Source organism: Rhodopseudomonas boonkerdii, from assembly GCF_021184025.1.
Classification (GTDB): Bacteria; Pseudomonadota; Alphaproteobacteria; order Rhizobiales; family Xanthobacteraceae; genus Tardiphaga; species Tardiphaga boonkerdii.
Window position 1 is genome coordinate 1,048,467 of record NZ_CP036537.1, and the last position, 20,601, is coordinate 1,069,067.

Consider the following 20,601-nt stretch of genomic DNA (forward strand, 5'->3'; position numbering starts at 1 on the left):
ACCGGCGGTGGAGAGTCACCGATTCGGACCGGTTTCGTTCCGGAGTCGTTCCAGACCTCTCTCGCCTTGACAGAAGGCCGCTCGGAAATACTTGATAAACATGGCCTTTTCGCATTCCCCGCTCGGCTCCGGCCGGGCGCCCGGCGCCGGCGTCACCGCCGTCCTCGGTCCCACCAATACCGGCAAGACCCACCTCGCGATCGAGCGGATGCTGGCGCATCCCTCAGGAATCATTGGCCTTCCGCTGCGCCTCCTGGCCCGCGAAGTGTATAACAAGATCCTTGCCAGAACCGGCCCCGAAGCGGTCGCGCTGGTCACCGGCGAGGAGAAGATCAAGCCGGCCAAACCACGATATTGGGTATCCACCGTCGAGGCGATGCCACGAGATCTTGATGTTTCGTTCCTGGCCGTGGACGAAATCCAGATCGCATCCGACCTCGAACGCGGTCATGTTTTCACCGACCGGATTCTGAATCGCCGCGGCCGCGACGAAACCTTGTTGCTCGGCGCCGCCACGATGCGCCCGATCGTCGAGAAATTACTCCCTGGAATCAACATCGTAACCCGCCCGCGGCTGTCCACGCTGGAATTCGCCGGTGACCGCAAGATCACCCGCCAGCCGCGCCGCACCGCCATCGTCGCGTTTTCCGCCGATGAAGTTTACGCCATCGCCGAACTCATCAAACGCCAGCACGGCGGCGCCGCTGTCGTGCTCGGAAGTCTTTCTCCGCGCACGAGAAATGCCCAGGTGGCGATGTTCCAGAACGGCGAGGTGGACTACCTCGTCGCCACCGACGCGGTCGGAATGGGCCTCAATCTCGATGTCGATCACGTCGCTTTCGCCAGCGATCGCAAATATGACGGCTACCAATTCCGCCGCCTCACGCCGTCCGAATTTTCCCAGATCGCCGGCCGCGCCGGCCGTGCGACGCGGAACGGCACGTTCGGTACGACAGGACGCTGCGAGCCGTTCGAGCCCGAACTCGTCAATCAGCTGCAGAACCACATTTTCGACCCGGTGAAAGTGCTGCAATGGCGCAATTCCAAGCTGGATTTCGCTTCTATTGCAGCATTGCAGGTCTCGCTCGCCGAACCGCCGCTTCATGAGGCGCTGACGCGTGCGCCGATCGCGGAAGATCTGCGTGTGCTCGATCATGTCGCGCGCGATCATGAGGTGCGCGATATCGCGCAGGGTAAGGATGCCGTCGAGACATTGTGGGACGCCTGCCAGATTCCAGATTACCGCCGCATTGCGCCAGCCGCGCATGCGGAGCTGGTGGCGACGATTTTCAACTTTCTGATGAAGCGTGGCCGTATCCCCGATGCCTGGTTCGGCGCCCAAATCGCGCAGGCCGATCGAACGGATGGCGATATCGATACGTTGTCGGGCCGGATTGCGCAGATTCGCACCTGGACTTTTGTGGCAAATCGCCCCGATTGGCTCGCAGATGCCGAACATTGGCAGGGAATCTCCCGTGAATTGGAAAATAAACTGTCAGATGCCCTTCATGAGAGGCTTACAGAGCGTTTCGTTGATCGTCGTACCAGTGTATTGATGCGCCGCTTGCGGGAAAACACGATGCTGAATACTGAAATTGGTAAGACGGGCGAAGTTGTTGTCGAAGGCCATACCATTGGTCGGCTCGATGGTTTTACATTCTTGCCCGATGCGGCCGAGGCCGGCTCCGATGCGAAGGCCTTGCAGGCGGCAGCTCTCAAGGCGCTTGCCGGCGAGATCGATTCGCGCGCGGAGAAACTATCCAACGCGCCGGACGATCAGTTCGTTCTGACGTCGGACGGCACGCTGCGCTGGACCGGCGATGCCGTGGCGAAGCTGGTCGCTGCCGACGACGTTCTGCATCCGCGCCTGCGTATCATCGCTGATGAACGCCTCACCGGCGCTCCGCGCGACGCCGTGCAGGCCCGTCTCGATCTGTGGCTGAAGACCCATATCGAAAAGCTGCTCGCGCCGCTGTTTGAACTCGCGAAGGCCGAGGACGTCACAGGCATTGCCCGCGGCATTGCCTTCCAGCTGAATGAAGCGTTGGGCGTGCTCGAGCGGCAGAAGATCGCTGCCGAGATGAAGGATCTCGATCAGCCGTCGCGTGCGACGCTGCGCAAATATGGCGTGCGCTTCGGCGCCTATCACATCTACTTCCCGAACTTGCTGAAGCCGGCCGCTCGCTCGCTCGCTGCGCTGCTGTGGGCGCTGAAGCAGGACAATGTGGATATGTCCGCGCTGTCCAGCGCGCAACATCTCGCAGGCTCCGGGCGTACGTCGTTTCCGGTCGACAAGGCGCTTGGCCGCGATGCCTATCGTGTGCTCGGTTATCGTCATGCCGGCGAGCGCGCCGTGCGCGTCGATATTCTCGAACGCCTTGCCGATCTCATTCGTCCCGCTTTGTCATGGCGCGAGAATTCGCCGGGCGAGAAGCCGGCTGGCGCCTATGACGGCCGCAGCTTCACCGTTACGCAGGCGATGACCTCGCTCACGGGCTCGGCTGGAGAAGACTTTGCCTCGATCCTGCGTGCGCTCGGCTATCGCATGGAGAAGAAGCCGGCACTGCCACCAGCGCCGCCGAAGCCGCTCGCGGCAACGACGCCGATCGAAGCTGTGACCGCCGATGCAACGGTGGAAGCGACGGCGGATGCATCCGCGTCCGATGCCGCGCCGACTGCCGTGCCCGCGAGCGAGGCCGCCGCTGCAGAACCCGTCGTCCAGGCCGAAGCCACCGAGACGGCGACGGCCGAAGCGGCTGCTCCGTCGTCTGCGTCGCTGCTGCCGGAAGTCTCGCCTGTCGCCAGCGAGCCCGTTGTCGAAGCGCCTGCGGAAGCAACGACGGAAGAAGCTGTTCAGGTTGAAGCTGCGGTTGCCGAGGCTGCTCCTGCTGCGACTGCTGATGCGGAAACGCCGGCTGCTGAGGCTGCGGCGCCTGCAGAATCCGAGATGGTCGAAGTCTGGCGTCCGGGCGGTCGTTCTGACGAGCGTCGTCCGCCGCGACACGATCGCAACCGCAATCATCACCGCCGCGACAACAATGCGGCGCAGGGGGCGGCTGCCGCCGGTCAGGCTGAAGGCACGACCAATGAAGGCGGCCGCCGCGATCATCGCGATCGCAATGGCGGCGGTGGTCGTCGCGACCGCGACGGCGATCGTGGCAATAAGGATTTCCGTCGTCCGCGCAGTGATGCGCCGGAAGGCAGCCCGAACCGCGAGGCGCGGGGCGACAAGGGCGGCCGTCCGCCGCGCGATCGAGATCAGCGTTTCCAGGGTGGCAAGGGCAAGTTCGGTGGCGACAAGGGCCGCGACGGTGGTCGCGACCGTGATCGTGGCGGTGCCACGCGGCCGTTCGCATCAAGCGCCTCGCCGCGCGATCGCGGTGGCGCCATGGATCCGAATTCGCCTTTCGCCAAGCTCGCTGCCCTCAAGGAGCAGATGGGCAAGGAGTGAGGTTTCTAACCTCGTCCCGCTAGCGGGGAGAGGTCAGATTGCGTGAGCTTCCCATTGGACCGACAGCGTCTCGACAAGTGGCTGTGGCATGCGCGGGTCGTCAAAGCCCGCACGAGCGCCGCTGCACTGGTGGAAGGCGGTCAGGTCCGCGTCAATGGCGGGCGGCAGAAGTCGCCCGGCCACGGCATCAAGGTCGGCGATGTCATCACCGTCGCGCTCGATCATGCGATCCGGGTGATGAAGGTGGAAGGCTTTTCCGAGCGCCGAGGGGATGCAACGTCCGCCCGCGTGCTCTATACGGATTTGCAACATCCGCCGGAGTAGCTATCTAGCGTACGACCCTGAAAAGCGGTTACCGGTTTTCGAACCAGGTCATGCGCCAGCAAACAAGGTGGAACAGCCCGGCCGGAGCCGGTTCGTGGCAAAATCCTTTCATATGACGGAAACGCACCGATCCAATCCTGCCGCATGTCTTGCAGCAGGGGGGTGGGTGCGCTACGCAACCGTCAAAATATTGATCGTTTCCGGAGTTTTGGATGACCTACGTCGTCACCGACAACTGCATCAAGTGCAAGTACACCGACTGCGTCGAGGTGTGCCCCGTGGATTGCTTCTACGAGGGCGAGAACATGCTGGTCATCCATCCCGATGAATGCATTGACTGCGGCGTGTGCGAGCCCGAATGCCCGGCCGACGCGATCAAGCCCGATACCGAAGGTGGGATCGAGAAGTGGCTGCAGATCAATCTGGAACACGCCAAGAAGTGGCCGAACATTACCCAGAAGATCGATGAACTGCCGGAAGCCAAGGAGTTCGACGGTCAGGAAGGCAAGTACGAGAAGTACTTTTCGGCCGCTCCCGGCAAAGGTGACTAAGACGCACCATTAATACTTTGCGTCATCCAGCTACCTGTGACGACCTGGAATTTACCCTGACGCCGATTATGGCCCCGCTTGCGACCGCTCGGCGGCCGTGAGGGGCATAAATCATTGATTTTTGCGGGAAATGTGCTATTATAGGCGCATTCAGAAGCTGGACCGTGTGGTGCCGCTCGTTTTTGGCCCTGCCGGGTTCCCGTTTAACAAAGATCAAACAGGGGCGCGGCGGTTTCCGCGCACAGGCCGTGTCACAGAAAACGCGTAAAAAGAGTATTTCCAAGGCTTCGAAGAAGACAGCTGCCGCTAGCTCCATTTCGAGCAAACGCAGCGCAAGCAAAGGCCATGCACGGCCCCCTGTCAAGGACACACGGACGACGACCCGCACCACAGCCAAGGTTCCTCCGGCCAAAGCTTCACCGGTCAAGGCTTCGACAGCCAAGGTTCCCGCAGCGAAGATTGCTGCAGGCAAGCCTTCTGCAGCCAAGACCGTGATCGGCAAGACGTCGGGAGCCAAGACTTCGGGTGCTAAGGCCGCTGCGCCAAAGTCCGCCCAGAACAAAAGAAATGAAATGCCGAACAAGACTGCCAAGCCTGCGACCGAGAAGCCCGCCGTCAAGGCGGCCGCTCCCAAGAATGCTGCCGCCAAGCCTGCTGCTGCCAAGCCTTCGACTGAAAAGACTGCCGTGAAGCTCGCCGCAAAGCCGGTGACTGAAAAGGTGCATGTCGAGAAGGCTTCCATCGAGAAGTCCGCTGCACCGAAGACCACCGCGTCGGCGATGAAGGCGGCTGCGGCCAAGGAGCAGGCGAAGGCTGCGGCGGCCGAGAAGCCGGTGGCCGCAAAGCCGGTAGCGCCGGCCCCGCGTGTCGAGGAGCCGAAGAAGGCGGCGACCCAGCGTCAGGGCTTCAAGACCAACGAGTATGTGGTCTATCCGGCCCATGGCGTCGGCCAGATCATGGCCATCGATGAGCAGGAAATCGCGGGCGCCAAGCTCGAACTGTTCGTCATCAATTTCATGAAGGACAAGATGACGCTGCGCGTTCCGACCGCGAAGGTCGCGAATGTCGGCATGCGTAAACTGTCCGAACCGGCGCTGGTGAAGAAGGCGCTCGAGACCCTGAAGGGGCGCGCACGCATCAAGCGCACCATGTGGTCGCGTCGTGCGCAGGAATATGAAGCGAAGATCAATTCGGGTGACATCGTTGCCATCGCCGAAGTCGTCCGCGATCTGTTCCGTTCGGAATCGCAACCCGAGCAGTCCTATAGCGAACGCCAGCTCTACGAGGCCGCTCTCGATCGCCTGTCGCGTGAGATCGCTGTGGTCCAGCATGTCACCGAGACCGAGGCGGTTAAGGAAATCGAAGGCCAGCTCGCCAAGAGCCCGCGTCGCGGCGCGAAGGCCGAGGATGCCGAGGCCAACGCAGACGACGCGGACGAAGGCGATGAGGATGTCGCCGAGGACGAAGCTGCATAAGCGGCGACGCTCCGAACAAATTCAAAAGCCCGGCCGAAAGGTCGGGCTTTTTTGTTGCCTGATGCGCTTTGCACTCGCTCAGCTTGTCGTGGCCCGGCCTCGACATTACTGGATCACCCGCTTTCGCGGGTGATGACATAAGGAGGTTGAGCGTCAGTCCACCACGATCTTCACACGATCACGCGCTTTCACCTGCGCATTAGCTTCGAGCCCGTTCATCACGCGAAAACGCTCCAGTGGACGATCGACGCCGCTCATGCGATGCGACAGCGATTCCACGGTGTCGCCGGGCTGGACATTGATTACTTTAATGCGCAGCGGCCGTGCGGCCTGGATTTCCGCCAGAGTCAGGCGTCGGAACGAGTTGACGGTCTCGCGGGCGTTGCGCTCGCTCTCATTGGTCTTCTGCTTGGTGGCGAAGATGAAGCGATAGACGTCGCTGCCGAAGCGCAGCGCATAGACGCGAAACTGCCACTGGTCGCCACGAGCGAGCGCCGTCGCTGCAGGAAAGCCGTTGATGGTGACTTCCTCGGTCGTCGCCTTGTCGACATTCTCCATCCAGCCGGAATTGAGATAGTCGCTGAGCGATTGCTCGGATGGCACACGCACCACGTCGAAACGCATGGCCTGGTTGCCGCCTTCGCGCACGCCGATCACCGCCTGTGCGGTGTTGTCGAGTGTAAAAGCGTCCGGCGCCTGGAAGGTGAAGCCTAGTTTCGGATGCAGGAAGCGTCGGCCACGCACAAAGCCTTCGCTCGGATCTTCGCCATAGACGATGCCGTCGATGGCGGCGAGATAGGTGTCGCGGTCGCGCTCGCCGCTGCCGCCCGAGGGCGAGGCATACTGCCGGGCATTGGCCTGCGCGTTCTGGACGCGTTCCGGCGTTGCGGGGTGCGAGGACAGGAAGTCCTGAGCCCGCGGGTCCAGCGGTGTGCGGCTGGCTTTCAGCGCGGCGTTGCGCTCCATCGCCGAGAGGAAACGTGAGGCGCCGAACGGATCGAAATGGGCGCGGGCGGAGATGCCGACGCCGATGCCATCGGCCTCGAATTCCTGCGCACGCGAGAAGCTTGCCATGGTGAGTTTCGATTTGGCGAGCGCCAGCGCAGTGAGATCGGGATCGTTGGTGCCCATGTCGGAGACGACGCGGGTGACGACCGCAGCCTGTCGCGCCTGCTCCTCGCGGATCGAGGCGTGCTTGGCGAGGACGTGCGCCATTTCATGCGACAGCACGGAGGCAAGCTCCGACGTGTCGCTGGCGAGTGCGATCAGACCGCGCGTCACATAGAGCTGGCCGGTCGGCAGCGCAAAGGCATTCACGGCGCCGGAATTCAGGATGGTGACCTTGTAGGCGAGGTCGGGCCGTTCGGAGACGGCGACCAGGCGGTCCACGGTCCTGGAGATCAGGGCTTCAAGTCGTGGATCGTCATAGGAGCCGCCATAGGAGGCGAGGATGCGTTCGTGCTCTTTTTCTGCAGCGGGGGTCTGGACGACAGCAGGTTTCGGTGGCCTGGCGGGCGCCGGTGGCTTCACGGCGGCAGAGGCTGCTTCGAAACGGCTCGCGTCGCCGCAGCCCGAAAGCGCGAGGGTCACGCATAGCACCACCGGCGCAGCCCAAAGGCGGCGGCTGAAGCTGGTTTGCCGTCCCACACCCGTCACGTTTACGTCCTGCCTGGCGGTCCTACTGGTCCCCGACCACCTCGATCTGCCCCACATGGCGGGCCTCGATCCGCGGCCCGCCGCGGCTCTCGACCCATCCACGCACACGAATTCGTCGTCTTTCAAGGGACTTGATCGTGATTCCTGCCCCTGCGAAAGCAGTCATCATGCGCCTTGAAATAGACACGGCAAAGTCCCGTGTCCAGCGACGGCCGAAATTGAGATAAGTCGTGTTTCCGGCTTCCCGGACAGACAAAACGTGTCCCTCGACCACGACAAAACGCCCCAACTGGGCCAGAATATCGCCGGGAATTACGGCCTTTTTGATGACGCCACTGCGCGACCATATTCCCGTTTTGGCACGCCGGGCAGCGGCCTCGGCCGCGGCAAGTTCCATGGCGCAGGCATGATCGGGAACCGTGCCGGAGGCGAAGGCGGCGCCGGCGAGCAACAGCCGGACCTGCAGCGGCGGCCCGTCGGTCTCGACGAAGATGAACGCGGACTGCCGGCCATAACGATCCGGAGTGTCGCTGTCGCCATGGAAGGCGACGTCGCCATCGGGGATCAGGGCGGTGAGTGCCGCGCTGGAAGACTCGTCAATGGCGGGCTCGATACCCGCCAGCCGGATTTCAACGCCATCGGCCATGCGCAGTGTGCGGATATCGATTACGTCTGCGATTCGTCCCGTGCCTTGCGGCTCGAACGAACAGGCGGATGCGCATGCGATGGTCGTGGACACGAGGACGCCGACCATGGGTGACGTCACCATCGCCGCACATCGTCCCGCATGCCCGTGGGCTGTGACACGCATTGGCCGCCCTGCCGATTGATACGCAACTCTATGTCGGCGCGATCGATCGTGTCCATTCCGCTTGGCGGAAACTTTGTTTCTTTCGAATAATTCTCGCAACGGGGTGCGTCGCGCAGCGGCTTGCCGCTGTGGTTCCCTTGTTGCATGATCGCGGCAACAACAAATGCCGTGCCCAATGCGCGGCGAGGGAGGGACTACGTGAAGACGCTGCTTTCTGGCCTGCTCGCATCGACCATGATTCTGGCCGCGACATCGGGAGCGATGGCGCAGAACAAGCCGCTCAAGCTTGGCGCGATCCTCGATATGTCCGGCCTCTATGCCGACATCACCGGACCGGGCAGCGAAACGGCGGCCAAAATGGCGGCGGAAGATTTCGGCGGCGAGGTGCTGGGTCGCAAGATCGAGATCGTCGCCGCGGATCATCTCAACAAGGCCGATCTCTCGGCGAATATCGCGCGCGATATGCTCGACAATCAAGGCGTCGAGGCGATCATCGACGTGGCGGCATCGGCCACTGCCCTGGCTGCGAGCGAGATTGCGCGGGCGCGCAACAAGATCATCATTTTCAACGGTCCAGGCTCGATCCGCCTCAGCAACGAAGCCTGCGGTCCCTACACCGTGCACTATGTGTTCGATACTTACGCCCAAGCCAACGTGACCGGCCTCGCTACCGTCAGGAACGGTCTCGACAGCTGGTTCTTCCTGTCGGCCGACTATGCATTCGGTCAGGATCTGGAAAAGGATACAACCGCTGTCGTGACCAAGGCGGGCGGCAAGGTACTGGGCAGCGTCAAACATCCGCTGAATACCGCGGATTTCTCATCCTTCCTGCTGCAGGCGCAATCGTCCAAGGCCAAGGTCGTCGGTCTCGCCAATGCCGGCGGCGACACCATCACCGCCATCAAGCAAGCGGCCGAATTCGGTCTCACCAAGAGCGGTGGTCAGAAGCTGTCGCCGCTGCTGGCCTTCATCTCGGACATCGACAGCGTCGGTCTCGACACCGCGCAGGGCCTGATTCTCGCGGAAGCTTTCTACTGGGATCTCAACGACGAGACCCGCGCTTTCACTAAACGTTTCCAGGAACGCAATAAAGGCCGTGTGCCGACCTCGGCCCAGGCCGGCGTCTATTCGTCCGTGTTGCATTATCTCAAGGCGGTGAAAGCGGCCGGTACGACCGATTCTGCGGCGGTCATGAAGCTGATGAAGGAAACCCCTATCAACGACATGTTCGCCAAGAACGGCAAGATCCGCGAGGACGGCCGCATGGTTCATGACTTCTATCTGTTCGAGGTGAAGAAGCCGTCGGAATCAAAGGGACGTTGGGACTATTACAAGCTCTCTGCCACCGTTCCGGCCGATCAGGCATTCCAGCCGCTGTCGGAATCGCGTTGCCCGCTGGTGAAGAAGTAATACTCCGCCCTCATCCGGAAGGGCCTTGCAGCGACGTGTCGAAGGATATGCGGCCATGGTTCGAGACGGCCCCAAGGGAGCCTCCTCACCATGAGGGCGGGGATGAGATGACGAAGAAAAAGAAAAGGAAAATGCAATGAGCGACATCGTCCTGCAGGACCTCGACAACGGTCTTCTCACCATCACCATGAACCGTCCGGATCGGCGCAACGCGCTCAATCCGGAAATGACCGAAGGGCTGGTCGCGGCCGCGCGCCGCGCCCAGGAGGATCACGAGGTGCGGGCGGTGCTCATCAAGGGCGCCGGCGGCACGTTCTGCGTCGGTGGCGATGTCAAGTCGATGGCGGCGGGGCGCGCGCCGCTTCCGTTCGAGGCCAAACGCGTCAATCTGCGCAAAGGCATGGAGGTCTCGCGTATCCTGCACACAATGGCGAAGCCGGTGGTGGCGCAGCTCGATGGTGCCGCTGCGGGCGCGGGTCTTTCGATCGCGCTGTCCTGCGATCTCCGCGTTGCCTCGTCCTCGGTGAAGATCACCACGGCATTCGCCAAGGTCGGTTTCTCCGGCGATTATGGCGGCACCTATTTCCTGACCAAGATGCTCGGCAGCGCCAAGGCGCGCGAACTCTATCTGATGTCGCCGGTGCTCACGGCACAGGAGGCGCTGGCACTCGGCATGGTCACCAAGGTGGTCGATGACGCCGAAGTGGAAACGGCGGCGCGTGACCTCGCGATGTCGCTCGCGCGTGGGCCGAGCATCACTTACGGCTATATCAAGACCAACATCAACAACGCCGAGACGATGACGCTGGAAGCCTGCTTCGACGGCGAGTCGATACACCATACCCGCTGCGGCGACACCGAGGATCACAAGGAAGCCGCCAAGGCCTTCGTCGAGAAGCGCAAGCCAGTCTTCAAGGGGCAATGATCATGAGCCAGGTGCGGTTGCGGCAAGTCTGTCTGGTCGCTTCGCATTTGGAGCCTGTGATCAGCGACATCACGGCTATTCTCGGTCTCGATGTCTGCTATCGCGATCCGCATGTCGAGAAATACGGGCTTGAAAATGCGCTGATGCCCGTCGATGCCACGCTACTCGAAGTCGTAGCGCCGACACAGCCGGGGACCGCGGCCGGACGTTTCCTGGAAAAGTCCGGCGGACGCGGTGGCTATATGGTGATCCTGTCCTGCGAGGATCCGGACGAGCGCGGGCGCTTTGCCGCCAGCATCGGTGTTCGCACCGCCAATGTGATTGATCATCCACCCTATCACGGCGTGCAGCTGCATCCGCGCGATTGTCGGGCCGCCTTTATCGAATTCAATCATACCGCGGGCAGCGATGACGATTTCGATATCTATCCACCGGCCGGACCAAACTGGCAGGAATCGATCCGCCACGATGTGACGCGCGCATTGCTCGAAGTCGAGCTGCAGAGCCCGGACCACTACGACCTGGCGCAGCACTGGAGCAATCTGATCGGTGTCCCGCTGACCTCGTCGAAAGGGAACGATCCGCAGATCGCCTTTCCGAATGGTTGCTTGCGTTTTGCCAAAGGCAACGCCGAAGCGATGACCGGACTGACCTTTCGCGTCAATGATGTGGCGCAGGTGCTGGGCAAAGCGAAGGCGCGCGGATGCCCGTTGGCCGGTGATGCATTTCTGCTGGGTGGGGTCACATTCCGGGTCGTTGCCTGATCAGCGTTGCCGCGGCACGATCCCGTTTGCTCTGACGCGTGTCTTTAATACGAGCCGGAAGCCGCTTCGTTCGGAAACGCGATGACAACAACAAGAAACGGGAAGCGCCATGAGTGTATCAGGTCCGCCGCATCCGCTGGACTCGTTCTTTAACCCGTCCAGCATTGCCATCATTGGCGCTTCGCGCGATGCCACCAAGATCCCCGGTCTCCTGTTGGCCTTTCTGCGTAAGAATAAATTTGCGGGCGCGATCCATCCCGTCAATCCGAACTATCCCGATATCGATGGGTTGACATGCTATCCATCGCTGGATGCGATTCGACAGCCGGTCGACCTGGCGATCGTCATCATTCCCGCGCGCGCAGTGCTTGGCGCACTGGAAGATTGCGCGGGACTCGGCGTCAAGCATGCGATCGTCATTTCCTCGGGCTTTGCCGAGGAGGGCGGCGATTCCGTCGCCATGCAGGAAGCGATCGCGGCACTTGCGAAGCGCACAGGCATGCGGATCTCTGGGCCGAATGCCGAGGGCTATTACAACCAGATCGCCGGTATCGCCGCAACCTTCAGTCCGACCGTTGACGTGAAGCCCGACCAGCCGCGTCTCGTCGCAACCACAAAGCGGATCGGCATTGTCGCGCAGTCCGGCGGCATCGGCTTTGCGATTTATAATCGCGCCAAGGCGCTGGGTATCGCGCTGAGCACGGTGATCTCGACCGGCAACGAGTCCGATCTGGGCGCCGGAGAATTCCTCGACTATATGGTGCAGGACCCTGGGACCGATGTGATCCTGCTGTTCATCGAGGGCATTCGCGATGTCGATCAATTCCTGGCTGCCGCAAGGAAAGCGGCGGAGATCGGCAAGCCGGTCATTGTCACCAAAGTCGGTCGCTCCGGCGCGGGTGAGCGCGCGGCAGCGTCGCACACGGCGAGTATGGTGGGCTGGACGACAGCCTATGATGCCATCTTCGCGCGCCATGGTTTCATCGTTTCCAACGATCTGGACGAGGCGGTAAGCATCGCTGCCGTGCTAACAACGACTCCGTTGCCGAAGGGCGAGCGGGTGGCTGTCGTGACGGTCTCGGGCGGTGCAGGCATCTGGGGCGCCGATGCGATATCGGCGCAAGGGCTTCAGGTCCCGGAACTGTCGGACGGCTTACAAGCGGCGATCCGCGGCCTGATCCCGTCCTACGGCTCGCCGCGCAATCCCATCGATATCACGGCGCAGGCCGTGCATAGCGGCGGGCTGCAGAAGACCATCGAACTGCTCGACAGATCGGACGAGGTGGATGCGATCCTGGTGGTCATCTCGCTGTCCAGCGAAACGCGAATGCCGTTCAAGACGCTGGAGCTGAAGCCGGTGATCGCGGCACAGAACAAGCCAATCGTGTTCTGGTCCTATACGCTGCCGTCGAATTTTGCCCGGACGGGACTGGCTGAATCCGGCGTCGTTGTCCTGTCGGGGCTCACGCATGTGAGTGTGGCCTTGAGACGGCTGGTCGATCATGCGCGCTTCAAGCCGGTCGAGGCCGTCGTGATGGCCAGGCAAATGCCAGCCGATCTTGCCAAGCACCTCACGGCATCGACTTTGTCCGAGCATGACAGCAAGACCTTGCTGCATGTGGCGGGCGTTACGTTGCCGGATGAGATTCTTGTCGTCGACAAATCTGGACTTGACGCTGCGCTCGCCAAGATTGGCTTCCCGCTGGTGATGAAGATCCAGTCGCGCGATATCCCGCACAAGAGTGAGGTCGGCGGCGTCAAGGTCAACATCGCGACCAAGGAGGAAGCGGCTGCCGCCTATGACGCGTTGATAGCAAGCGCGCAGAAGCACAGGCCCGAAGCGGCCTTGCAGGGTGTTCTGGTCTCACCGATGGCAAAGAAAGGCGTTGAGATCATCGTCGGCACGCTGCTCGACAAGACATTCGGGCCCATGGTGATGGTCGGTCTCGGCGGCGTGACGACGGAGCTGTTCAAGGATGTCGTCTATCGCCCTGCGCCAGTGAGTGGGCAAGAGGCAAAGGAGATGCTGAATGCCTTGAAGGGGGCGCCGTTGCTGAACGGGTTTCGTGGGGCGGCGAAAGCGGATGTGTTGGCTGCGTCGACACTGATTACGCAAGTCTCGGAACTGGCTGCGCAGCTCAAGGGCGAGGTGGCGGAGATCGAGCTCAATCCCGTGCTGGTACATCCAGCGGGAGAAGGTGTGACGATCGTCGATGCGTTGGTGGTGCGGAAGATTTAATGGGCTTCCGTACACTCCGCCCTCGTCCTGAGGAGTGGCCATAGGCCGCGTCTCGAAGGATGGCTGCAGAGTCCGATTCGAGTCAGCTCATGGTTCAAGACGCGCCGAAGAGCGCGCTCCTTACCATGAGGGGCGGAGTGAAAATAAAAATGGCCGGGCAAGCCCGGCCATTTCGCAGTGAGGTTTGCAAAACAAACCCGGCGGGGACTTAGCGCCCCTTGAAGTTCGGTACGCGACGTTCGGCTGTGGCCTTCACGCCCTCCTTGAAGTCTTCGGTCTTGCGTAGACGTGTCTGTTCCGCCAGCTCGTGTTCGGTCGCCTTGGCAACGCGATCGGCCAGGCCGTTGCGCATGGTGGCGCGGGTGGAGAGCAGGCCGAGGGGCGAGTTCTCTGCGATTTCTTCCGCCAGCTTGATGGCGGTGTCGCGGACCTGATCCTGGGGCACCAGCACATTGGCGAGGCCCATCTTCAGCGCTTCCTCGCCGCCGACGCGGCGCGATGTGTAGAACATCAGCTCGGCATTGTTCTTGCCGATCAGTTCGGTCAGCGACACCGTGAGGCCAAAGCCGGGGTGGAAGCCGAGGCGGGTAAAGTTTGCGGCGAAGCGGGTTTCCGGGCAGGCGACACGGAAGTCGGCAGACACTGCGAGGCCAAGGCCGCCACCAATGGCTGCGCCATGCACTGCGGCGACAATGGGTTTCTTGGCGCGGAAGATGCGCACGGCTTCCATATAGAGATGCCCGATAGAGCCGAGATTGTCGGCCGGATCGCCAGACGCATCGGCGACGGTTTCCTTGCGGTTGGGATCGCTGAAATCCGCGCCGGCGCAGAACGCCTTGCCCTGCGCGCACAGCACCGTGGCGCGCAGCTCTGGGTTGGCGTCGATCTCGTCGAGCGCGTTGGCGATCTGCTGGATCAGCAGGATGTCGAAGAAGTTCAGCGGCGGCTTGCGAATCTCGATGATCGCGATGTGGCCTCTGGTCTCGATGGCGATGTCTTTGTAGCTGGTCATGTCCTGGTCCTCGTCGGCATTCCGGGGCGCGAGCGCCACTTGACGGTCGCTAACCCGGAATCTGGATGTGTTTTAGCTACTTCGAGGTGCCGGGTTCGCACGCAAGATACGTGCGCCCCCGGAACGACGAGGTCGTGTCACCGCAGCCCCAGCCCCCGCGCGATGATGCCGCGCAGGACTTCGGTGGTGCCGCCCTGGATGGTGAGTTTCGGGGCCGTCTTGATGGCGAAATCGAGCATCTCCTCCAGCGTCGCATGGTTGGAGGCGCTCTCATCGACGAAGGCGGCGAGGTCGCGCACGCGATGCGGGAGCTGCTGCTCCCAGACGGTGCCGATGTCCTTGACGATGGAGGCTTCCACCACCGGTTCTTTGCCGGCCTGCAGCATGCCGGCCACCGACACCGACATGCGGCGCATCGTGTGAAGCTGCGCAACCAGCCGGCCGATGCCTTCGGCGCTGCGTGTATCCGGATCCGAGCCGATCGCGCGGACCAGTTCGGTCAGCGTGTAATAGGTTTCGAGGAAACGCTCGGGGCCGGACCGCTCGTAAGCGAGTTCGGAGGTGGCCTGTTTCCACGCGCCGTCAATCTCGCCGAGCACGTGATCGTCCGGGATGAAGGCGTCGGTGAAGACGACCTCGTTGAATTCCTGTTGGCCGGTGATCTGGTCGATGGGGTTCACCTTGATGCCCGGTGCCTTCATGTTGACCAGGAACTGGGTGAGGCCGTGGCGACGATTTTCCTTGGTCGGCGGTGAGGTGCGGAAAATCGCGATCATGTAGTCGGCGATATGTGCCGAGGTCGTCCAGATCTTGCTGCCATTGATCAGAAAGCCGCCGTCGGTCTTGGTCGCCTTGGTCTTGGCGGCGAACAGATCGGAGCCGGAATTCGGCTCGCTCATGCCGATGGAGAAGCAGATCTCGCCGCGGCAGATGCGCGGCAGAATGTCCATCTTGATGTGTTCGGGCGCATATTTCAGCAGCACCGGGCCGCTCTGGCGGTCGGCCACGAAGAAGCGGCGCACCGGCGCGTTTGCGACGCGCATTTCTTCAGTGACGACGTAGCGCTCAAGGAAGCTGCGCTCATGACCGCCGTATTTCTTGGGCCATGTCATGCCGAGCCAGCCCTTCTCGCCGACACGGCGGGAGAATTCGCGGTTATCGGCGTCTTCCTGCACCGGGCGGTGCGGATCAAAAGTGCCGGCGGCGATTTCATCGGCGAGAAAGGCGCGGACTTCCTTGCGGAGCTGTTCGCATTCGGGCGGCAGGCGGATCGGATCGAAACGAAGGGCTGCGGTCATGATGTTTGTTTCCGTCGTCAGCGCGATGCAACCAGCGGCCACAGCTCGTCAGCGCCGCGTTTGGCGACGAGCCTGCCGAGTTCGACGGCCCAGTAGCTCTCGCTGCCGAAATCGTCGCGCCAGGCGAGAGCACGCAGGGTGTAGCGATGCAGGATATGCTCCTGCGTGAAGCCGATGGCGCCATGCACCTGATGGGCGATGGCCGCGCCTTTCTCGGCTGCTTCGGAGCAGCGAATCTTGGCTGCTGCGGCTTCGAGGAAGAGCGCGTCGTCGATCGGAGCGCCGTGCGAGAAGGCGTCGGCAGCTGAGCTCGCCGCGGCGAGTGCGGCAGATGTCTCGCCAGCCAGCTTTGCGAGATTGTGCTGCACGGCCTGGAATTTCGAAATCTTCTTCTCGAAGGCGACGCGCTCGCCTGAATATTGCACGCTGATGCCGAGCATGGATTCCAGCGCGCCGGCGATCTGCAAGCTGCGCGCGAGGGCGCCCATCAGCAGCAGGGCTTTTTCATCGACGCCGTCGGGCGCCTTCGCGGTCGCGACGGGCTTCACCTTGTCGAAATGCACGGTGTCGGAATGATCGCCGGCGAGGCTGAGGCCTGCATCGATCTTGCAAGCGCCAGCATCGACCAGTGCGATCGAGCCGCCGGCGATGACAGCGATGTGCTTTGCTTCCTTGGCGAAGGGAATAGCGCGGGCGCGGCCGGAAATGGTGCCATCGGCATTGAGCGTGAGGCGATCGCGCGGACCTGCCGGTGCCACGGTCATCATGCCTTCGGGTGACTTGATCTTGCCTTGGGTCAGCAGCCAGCCGGCAAGCATGGTTTCGGCGAGCGGAACGCTGACGCCGGCGCGGCCGGCAACACCGAGCACGCTGAATCCTTCAGCCATGCTGGTACCGGAGCCGTCGCACTCTTCAGGTACCCAGGACAGAGGCAGACCGGATTCGGTGAGCGCTTGCCAGAGCGGCGCCTTCCAGGCGCCTGACTTGTCGTGATTGATGGTCTGTGCGTCCGCGAGATCGGCGAAAATCCTCTCAGCGGTTTCAGCGACAATATTGTCTGGTTCGGTCAAGGCGTTCCCCGTCTGATAGCGCATCTCATTCGGCAGGGAATGCCGGGCATGGGATGCTGCCACTCTTGTTGCGGGCATGATGCGGAAAAGCCGGCGCGATGCAAGCGGCGCACCTGCATTGTGGTCTGCGGTGGCGACATGATGCACGCTTATTCCGCGCAGCGAATGATTGGGGTTGTATACCAGCGCAAGGCGGCCGTGTTAGATCACTCAGCCTGAACAATAGAAACAGAGGAAATGCTGATGTCTGCGGATGGTTTGTGTGCAGTGATTACGGGATCGGCGTCGGGGCTCGGCGCTGCAACGGCGGCCATCCTCGCGAAGGATGGGGCACGCCTCGTAATCAACTATTCGTCGAGCGCGAAGGAGGCAGAGGCGACTGCCGAGCAATGCCGCCAGCTGGGAGCCGCCGAGGTCGTGGTCGTGCAGGGCGATGTCTCGAAAGACGAGGACTGCAAGAAGATTGTTGCTGCTGCCGAGCCATGGGGGCGCATCGATGCTCTGGTGAACAATGCGGGCGTCACCAAACATGTCGCACACGACGATCTCGACGGGCTTTCGGCGGAAGACTTCCAGTGGATCTATGGCGTCAACACCATCGGGCCCTATCAGATGATACGTGCGGCGCGGCTCCTGCTTGAAAGCAGTGCAAAGGCTTCCGGTCGTGCGGCGGCGGTAGTGAATGTATCGTCGATAGCTGGCTTGTCGGGCGCGGGTTCATCGGTTGCCTATGCGGCCAGCAAGGGTGCGCTGAACTCGATCACGCTGTCACTGGCGCGCGCATTGGCACCGCTGATCCGCATCAACACGGTTTGCCCCGGCTATATCGATACGCCGTGGTTTACCAAGGGGCGCGGGGCGGATGCGGCCGCCAAGGTACGCGAGGCGGTCATAGCCCGCGTACCGCTTCAGGCGGCTTCAACGGCCGAGGATATTGCGCAACTCATTTACTTCCTCGCCACGCCGCCATCCAGCCATATGACCGGAGAACTGGTGCGCATGGATGCCGGCATGCATCTGTTGACTGTGCGGGCATAAAAAAAAGCCCCGGTCGAGACGACCGGGGCTTTTCATTCGGTCTTCAACGCTGGCCGGGATCCGGAATCGATCCACGGACGACCAGCCTGTTCCAGATGAACAGCACCACCAGTGCGCCGATCGTGGCGGTGATGAAGCCGGCGCCCTGGTTCGGGCCGTAATGGCCGATCTGCTGACCGATGAAAGTGGCCAGGAACGCGCCGGCAATCCCGAGCAGCGTCGTCAGGATAAAGCCCGAGGGATTATTCGGGCCCGGGGATATGATGCGTGCGAGAATACCCGCGACGAAGCCGACAAGAATGATCCAGAGCATTGCAGTCCCCCTCTCAGTATAAATTAGACCCAGTGGGACGAGGCTTCGTCCTCGGTCGGTAGCCGGCCATGTGGTGTAAATGCATCCACCGCACCGGGAAGTTCGCTACTAAGTTCGGAAAGCAGTTGTTCGCGCGACATGCCAGTACGTGCGGTGAGCTGCGCGATACTGTCTGCACCGAGTGCGGCGCCGAGATCGCCCGGTGAGATCTGCTTGTTCGGCCCTGGCTGAACCCAGGAGTCCGCTGCATCGCCTTGACCGCTCTCCTGCAGGCGTTTCACGAGATCGCTGAGACCGCCGCTGAGCACTGTGCCGGCTGCTGCGCCGCCAAGCAGCCCGCCGAGCGGGCCACGCAGCAGGTCGCTGAGACCTCCGCCACCGGTCGCGCCACCCTGTGAGGCTCCGGCGTTGCCGCCCAGAAGACCACCGAGCAACCCGCCGAGACCGCCGCTATCATTGACGCTGGCCTGGGTCGGTGCCGGTACTTGCTGCGGCTGCCCTTGCGGTGCCGGCTGTTGCTGGCCCCCGGCGATATGTTTGTAGCCTTTGTAGGCTAGCAGCGCGAGGATCGCCATGGTGAGTGGCGACATGCCGCCGCTCTTGTCATTGGGATCGCTGGGGCCGCGCGGCCCGTTCGCCATGCCATTTAGAATGTCGAGCAAACCCATCGTCGTCTCCTGTCAAGCCAGCCCATGGAAAAAGATAGCTTCGCGATATGACGCGGACAAGTCCAGTCGGTTCCACAGGTATGCAGGACTGTCGCATTTTGCTAGGAACGGGCAGTTCATGAATGGGAGGTGACGTGAACGTACAGCGTCCCATCTGTATTGCCGGTGCCGGCAGCATTGGCTGCTACGTCGGAGGCATGATCGCAGCGGCTGGTCGTCCCACATCGCTACTGGGGCGCCGGCGTTTGGTCGATGGTATCACGCGCCACGGATTGCAACTGACGAGTTTTGAGGGCGGGCGCTGGCAATTGCGTGCCGAGCACGTCAATCCTTCAGATGATCCGACGATCATGGCAGACGCCGACACCATCATTGTGGCCGTGAAGAGCGGCGACACGGCTGCAATGGCAGAACTGATCGCTCGACACGCCGCAGGAGACGCCGTAGTCGTCAGCTTGCAGAATGGCGTCGGCAATGTCGCTATTCTCAAGCAGGCCTTGCCCGGCCACAAGGTGTTGGGCGGCATGGTGCCGTTTAATGTGGTGACGCAGGATGACGGTACGGTGCATCGCGCAACGTCCGGCGCATTGGTGATCGAGCGCGACAGCAATGACATGGCGGCCCGATTGTCGGTCGCCAATTTACCGGTTCGGCCGACCGACGATATCGCCGGTGTGCAATGGGGCAAGCTGCTGGTCAATTTGAGCAACGCGTTGAATGCGCTGTCCGATCTGCCGCTGTACACGCAGCTGCAGCAGCGCATATGGCGACTTCTGTTCGCCGATCAGATGGCTGAAGGGCTCGCGGTATTGCGTGCCGCCGGCATCTCGCCGGTCGCCGCGACGCCAATTCCTCCCTGGTTCACGCCGCATCTGCTGCGGCTGCCGGATAATCTGTTTGGTCCAATCCTGCGACGAGTGATGAAGATCGATGCGAATGCGCGCTCGTCGATGTGGGAGGATCTGCAGCGCGGGCGTCCTACGGAGATCGACTATCTGCAAGGCGTTATTCTGCAGTTGGCGAATCAATATGGCGTCGCAACGCCGCTGAGCCGGCGCGTGGTCGAAACTGTGAAAGCCGCGGAGACGGCACGGCAGGGGTCACCGGCCCTGTCAGTTCAGCAAATTCGTGGTCTGTAGTTATTCGCTACCGACTTCCATCGTTCCTTTCCCCGCTCCTGCACGTTCTGAAATCAAATCGAGCAAGCGCTCGTGCAGCCGCATAACGAGCGAGTGATCGTTTAACTGCACGCATCGTCATACGCGGCGGTAACATCATGCATCATTTGATGTGTGAGTTGCCGATGAAAATGTTTAGCTGAGCTGCGCTACTTAGAAACTGACAAATCTTCATACGATCAGTAGTGCAGCGACTGATCGGAAGGTGCGGTAGTAAATTCGTATCAATCATTGAGTTCGAAGAAGCGTAGAATGCGTTCGATACTGCTCATCGCGATGTGTCATCAAATCCTATGTCATTCTCAACTTCTCTAGTATAGATAGTCACGTGATTTGACGGAGGTTCAATCTCGTTGAGAAAATCTGACGTCAATCCTTCCATACGCATCGGCAGGACGTGTGCCAGCTGAAATTCTCA

17 protein-coding genes are annotated in these 20,601 nt (G+C 61.7%); 10 read left to right on the forward strand and 7 right to left on the reverse strand.

All coding sequences use genetic code 11. The features are described 5' to 3' along the window. Positions 1-100 precede the first annotated feature (100 nt). From E0H22_RS04860 to E0H22_RS04875, 4 genes are all read left to right on the forward strand, one after another. Positions 101-3,451 (forward strand): helicase-related protein, encoded by a 3,351-nt coding sequence (locus tag E0H22_RS04860; RefSeq protein WP_233024524.1) that lies wholly within the window; start codon positions 101-103, stop codon positions 3,449-3,451. Between the two features lie 54 nt (positions 3,452-3,505). Continuing rightward, a complete protein-coding gene (locus E0H22_RS04865) occupies positions 3,506-3,775 on the forward strand; it encodes an RNA-binding S4 domain-containing protein (RefSeq protein WP_233026141.1) in 270 nt (89 codons plus the stop codon). A 212-nt stretch (positions 3,776-3,987) separates the two neighbouring features. After that, positions 3,988-4,326 carry a ferredoxin FdxA gene (gene fdxA, locus E0H22_RS04870; RefSeq protein ID WP_233024525.1) on the forward strand — a complete coding sequence of 113 codons (339 nt, stop codon included), beginning with the start codon at positions 3,988-3,990 and terminating at the stop codon, positions 4,324-4,326. 572 nt (positions 4,327-4,898) lie between these two features. Beyond that, positions 4,899-5,801, forward strand: coding sequence for a CarD family transcriptional regulator (locus tag E0H22_RS04875; RefSeq protein ID WP_347340824.1), 903 nt, complete (start codon positions 4,899-4,901; stop codon positions 5,799-5,801). 153 nt (positions 5,802-5,954) lie between these two features. Here E0H22_RS04875 and E0H22_RS04880 read toward each other — a convergent pair whose 3' ends face one another. Both E0H22_RS04880 and E0H22_RS04885 read right to left on the reverse strand, forming a co-directional pair. Then, positions 5,955-7,514, reverse strand: a complete 1,560-nt coding sequence (locus tag E0H22_RS04880) for a M48 family metalloprotease (RefSeq protein ID WP_233024527.1) — start codon at positions 7,512-7,514, stop codon at positions 5,955-5,957. After that, the gene (locus E0H22_RS04885; protein ID WP_233024528.1) at positions 7,480-8,211 is read right to left on the reverse strand and encodes a thermonuclease family protein; all 732 of its coding nucleotides are present in this window, start codon (positions 8,209-8,211) and stop codon (positions 7,480-7,482) included. Before E0H22_RS04885 ends, E0H22_RS04880 begins: the two co-directional genes overlap by 35 nt. A 255-nt stretch (positions 8,212-8,466) precedes the next feature. Between E0H22_RS04885 and E0H22_RS04890 the strand changes: the two genes are divergently transcribed. From E0H22_RS04890 to E0H22_RS04905, 4 genes are all read left to right on the forward strand, one after another. Then, positions 8,467-9,678 (forward strand): ABC transporter substrate-binding protein, encoded by a 1,212-nt coding sequence (locus tag E0H22_RS04890; RefSeq protein WP_233024529.1) that lies wholly within the window; start codon positions 8,467-8,469, stop codon positions 9,676-9,678. A 136-nt stretch (positions 9,679-9,814) separates the two neighbouring features. Beyond that, positions 9,815-10,603: an enoyl-CoA hydratase gene (locus E0H22_RS04895; RefSeq protein ID WP_233024530.1), complete on the forward strand. Its 789-nt coding sequence runs from the start codon at positions 9,815-9,817 to the stop codon at positions 10,601-10,603. Beyond that, complete coding sequence (locus E0H22_RS04900) at positions 10,600-11,367, forward strand: VOC family protein (protein WP_430715214.1); 768 nt, start codon at positions 10,600-10,602, stop codon at positions 11,365-11,367. Before E0H22_RS04895 ends, E0H22_RS04900 begins: the two co-directional genes overlap by 4 nt. 109 nt (positions 11,368-11,476) lie before the next feature. Then, the gene (locus E0H22_RS04905) at positions 11,477-13,606 is read left to right on the forward strand and encodes an acetate--CoA ligase family protein (protein WP_233024531.1); all 2,130 of its coding nucleotides are present in this window, start codon (positions 11,477-11,479) and stop codon (positions 13,604-13,606) included. A 208-nt stretch (positions 13,607-13,814) separates the two neighbouring features. On the opposite strand, the gene E0H22_RS04910 is transcribed toward E0H22_RS04905, so the two are convergent. The 3 genes from E0H22_RS04910 to E0H22_RS04920 all read right to left on the reverse strand — a co-directional run bounded on the left by E0H22_RS04910 (position 13,815) and on the right by E0H22_RS04920 (position 16,986). Beyond that, on the reverse strand, positions 13,815-14,618 hold the full coding sequence (locus tag E0H22_RS04910; RefSeq protein ID WP_233024532.1) for an enoyl-CoA hydratase/isomerase family protein: 804 nt from the start codon (positions 14,616-14,618) through the stop codon (positions 13,815-13,817). A gap of 137 nt (positions 14,619-14,755) precedes the next feature. After that, positions 14,756-15,916 carry an acyl-CoA dehydrogenase family protein gene (locus E0H22_RS04915; RefSeq protein ID WP_233024533.1) on the reverse strand — a complete coding sequence of 387 codons (1,161 nt, stop codon included), beginning with the start codon at positions 15,914-15,916 and terminating at the stop codon, positions 14,756-14,758. Between the two features lie 17 nt (positions 15,917-15,933). Further along, positions 15,934-16,986, reverse strand: coding sequence for an acyl-CoA dehydrogenase family protein (locus E0H22_RS04920; protein WP_233024534.1), 1,053 nt, complete (start codon positions 16,984-16,986; stop codon positions 15,934-15,936). Between the two features lie 243 nt (positions 16,987-17,229). Between E0H22_RS04920 and E0H22_RS04925 the strand changes: the two genes are divergently transcribed. Then, positions 17,230-18,024 carry an SDR family NAD(P)-dependent oxidoreductase gene (locus E0H22_RS04925; protein WP_233024535.1) on the forward strand — a complete coding sequence of 265 codons (795 nt, stop codon included), beginning with the start codon at positions 17,230-17,232 and terminating at the stop codon, positions 18,022-18,024. Between the two features lie 43 nt (positions 18,025-18,067). On the opposite strand, the gene E0H22_RS04930 is transcribed toward E0H22_RS04925, so the two are convergent. Beyond that, on the reverse strand, positions 18,068-18,337 hold the full coding sequence (locus E0H22_RS04930) for a GlsB/YeaQ/YmgE family stress response membrane protein (protein WP_233024536.1): 270 nt from the start codon (positions 18,335-18,337) through the stop codon (positions 18,068-18,070). Positions 18,338-18,360: 23 nt separating this feature from the next. Further along, positions 18,361-19,005 carry a YidB family protein gene (locus E0H22_RS04935; RefSeq protein WP_233024537.1) on the reverse strand — a complete coding sequence of 215 codons (645 nt, stop codon included), beginning with the start codon at positions 19,003-19,005 and terminating at the stop codon, positions 18,361-18,363. Positions 19,006-19,139: 134 nt separating this feature from the next. Here E0H22_RS04935 and E0H22_RS04940 point away from each other — a divergent pair, with 134 nt between their 5' ends. Beyond that, a complete protein-coding gene (locus E0H22_RS04940; protein ID WP_233024538.1) occupies positions 19,140-20,144 on the forward strand; it encodes a 2-dehydropantoate 2-reductase in 1,005 nt (334 codons plus the stop codon). The last annotated feature ends 457 nt before the right edge of the window (positions 20,145-20,601 follow it).

Bases quoted from the DNA above. Each gene is read 5' to 3' on its own strand.
- E0H22_RS04860 (WP_233024524.1), top strand. From the start codon at position 101: ATGGCCTTTTCGCATTCCCCGCTCGGCTCCGGCCGGGCGCCCGGCGCC.
- fdxA (WP_233024525.1), top strand. From the start codon at position 3,988: ATGACCTACGTCGTCACCGACAACTGCATCAAGTGCAAGTACACCGAC.
- E0H22_RS04875 (WP_347340824.1), top strand. From the start codon at position 4,899: ATGCCGAACAAGACTGCCAAGCCTGCGACCGAGAAGCCCGCCGTCAAG.
- E0H22_RS04880 (WP_233024527.1), bottom strand. From the start codon at position 7,514: ATGTGGGGCAGATCGAGGTGGTCGGGGACCAGTAGGACCGCCAGGCAG.
- E0H22_RS04885 (WP_233024528.1), bottom strand. From the start codon at position 8,211: ATGGTCGGCGTCCTCGTGTCCACGACCATCGCATGCGCATCCGCCTGT.
- E0H22_RS04895 (WP_233024530.1), top strand. From the start codon at position 9,815: ATGAGCGACATCGTCCTGCAGGACCTCGACAACGGTCTTCTCACCATC.
- E0H22_RS04900 (WP_430715214.1), top strand. From the start codon at position 10,600: ATGATCATGAGCCAGGTGCGGTTGCGGCAAGTCTGTCTGGTCGCTTCG.
- E0H22_RS04905 (WP_233024531.1), top strand. From the start codon at position 11,477: ATGAGTGTATCAGGTCCGCCGCATCCGCTGGACTCGTTCTTTAACCCG.
- E0H22_RS04910 (WP_233024532.1), bottom strand. From the start codon at position 14,618: ATGACCAGCTACAAAGACATCGCCATCGAGACCAGAGGCCACATCGCG.
- E0H22_RS04915 (WP_233024533.1), bottom strand. From the start codon at position 15,916: ATGACCGCAGCCCTTCGTTTCGATCCGATCCGCCTGCCGCCCGAATGC.
- E0H22_RS04925 (WP_233024535.1), top strand. From the start codon at position 17,230: ATGTCTGCGGATGGTTTGTGTGCAGTGATTACGGGATCGGCGTCGGGG.
- E0H22_RS04930 (WP_233024536.1), bottom strand. From the start codon at position 18,337: ATGCTCTGGATCATTCTTGTCGGCTTCGTCGCGGGTATTCTCGCACGC.
- E0H22_RS04935 (WP_233024537.1), bottom strand. From the start codon at position 19,005: ATGGGTTTGCTCGACATTCTAAATGGCATGGCGAACGGGCCGCGCGGC.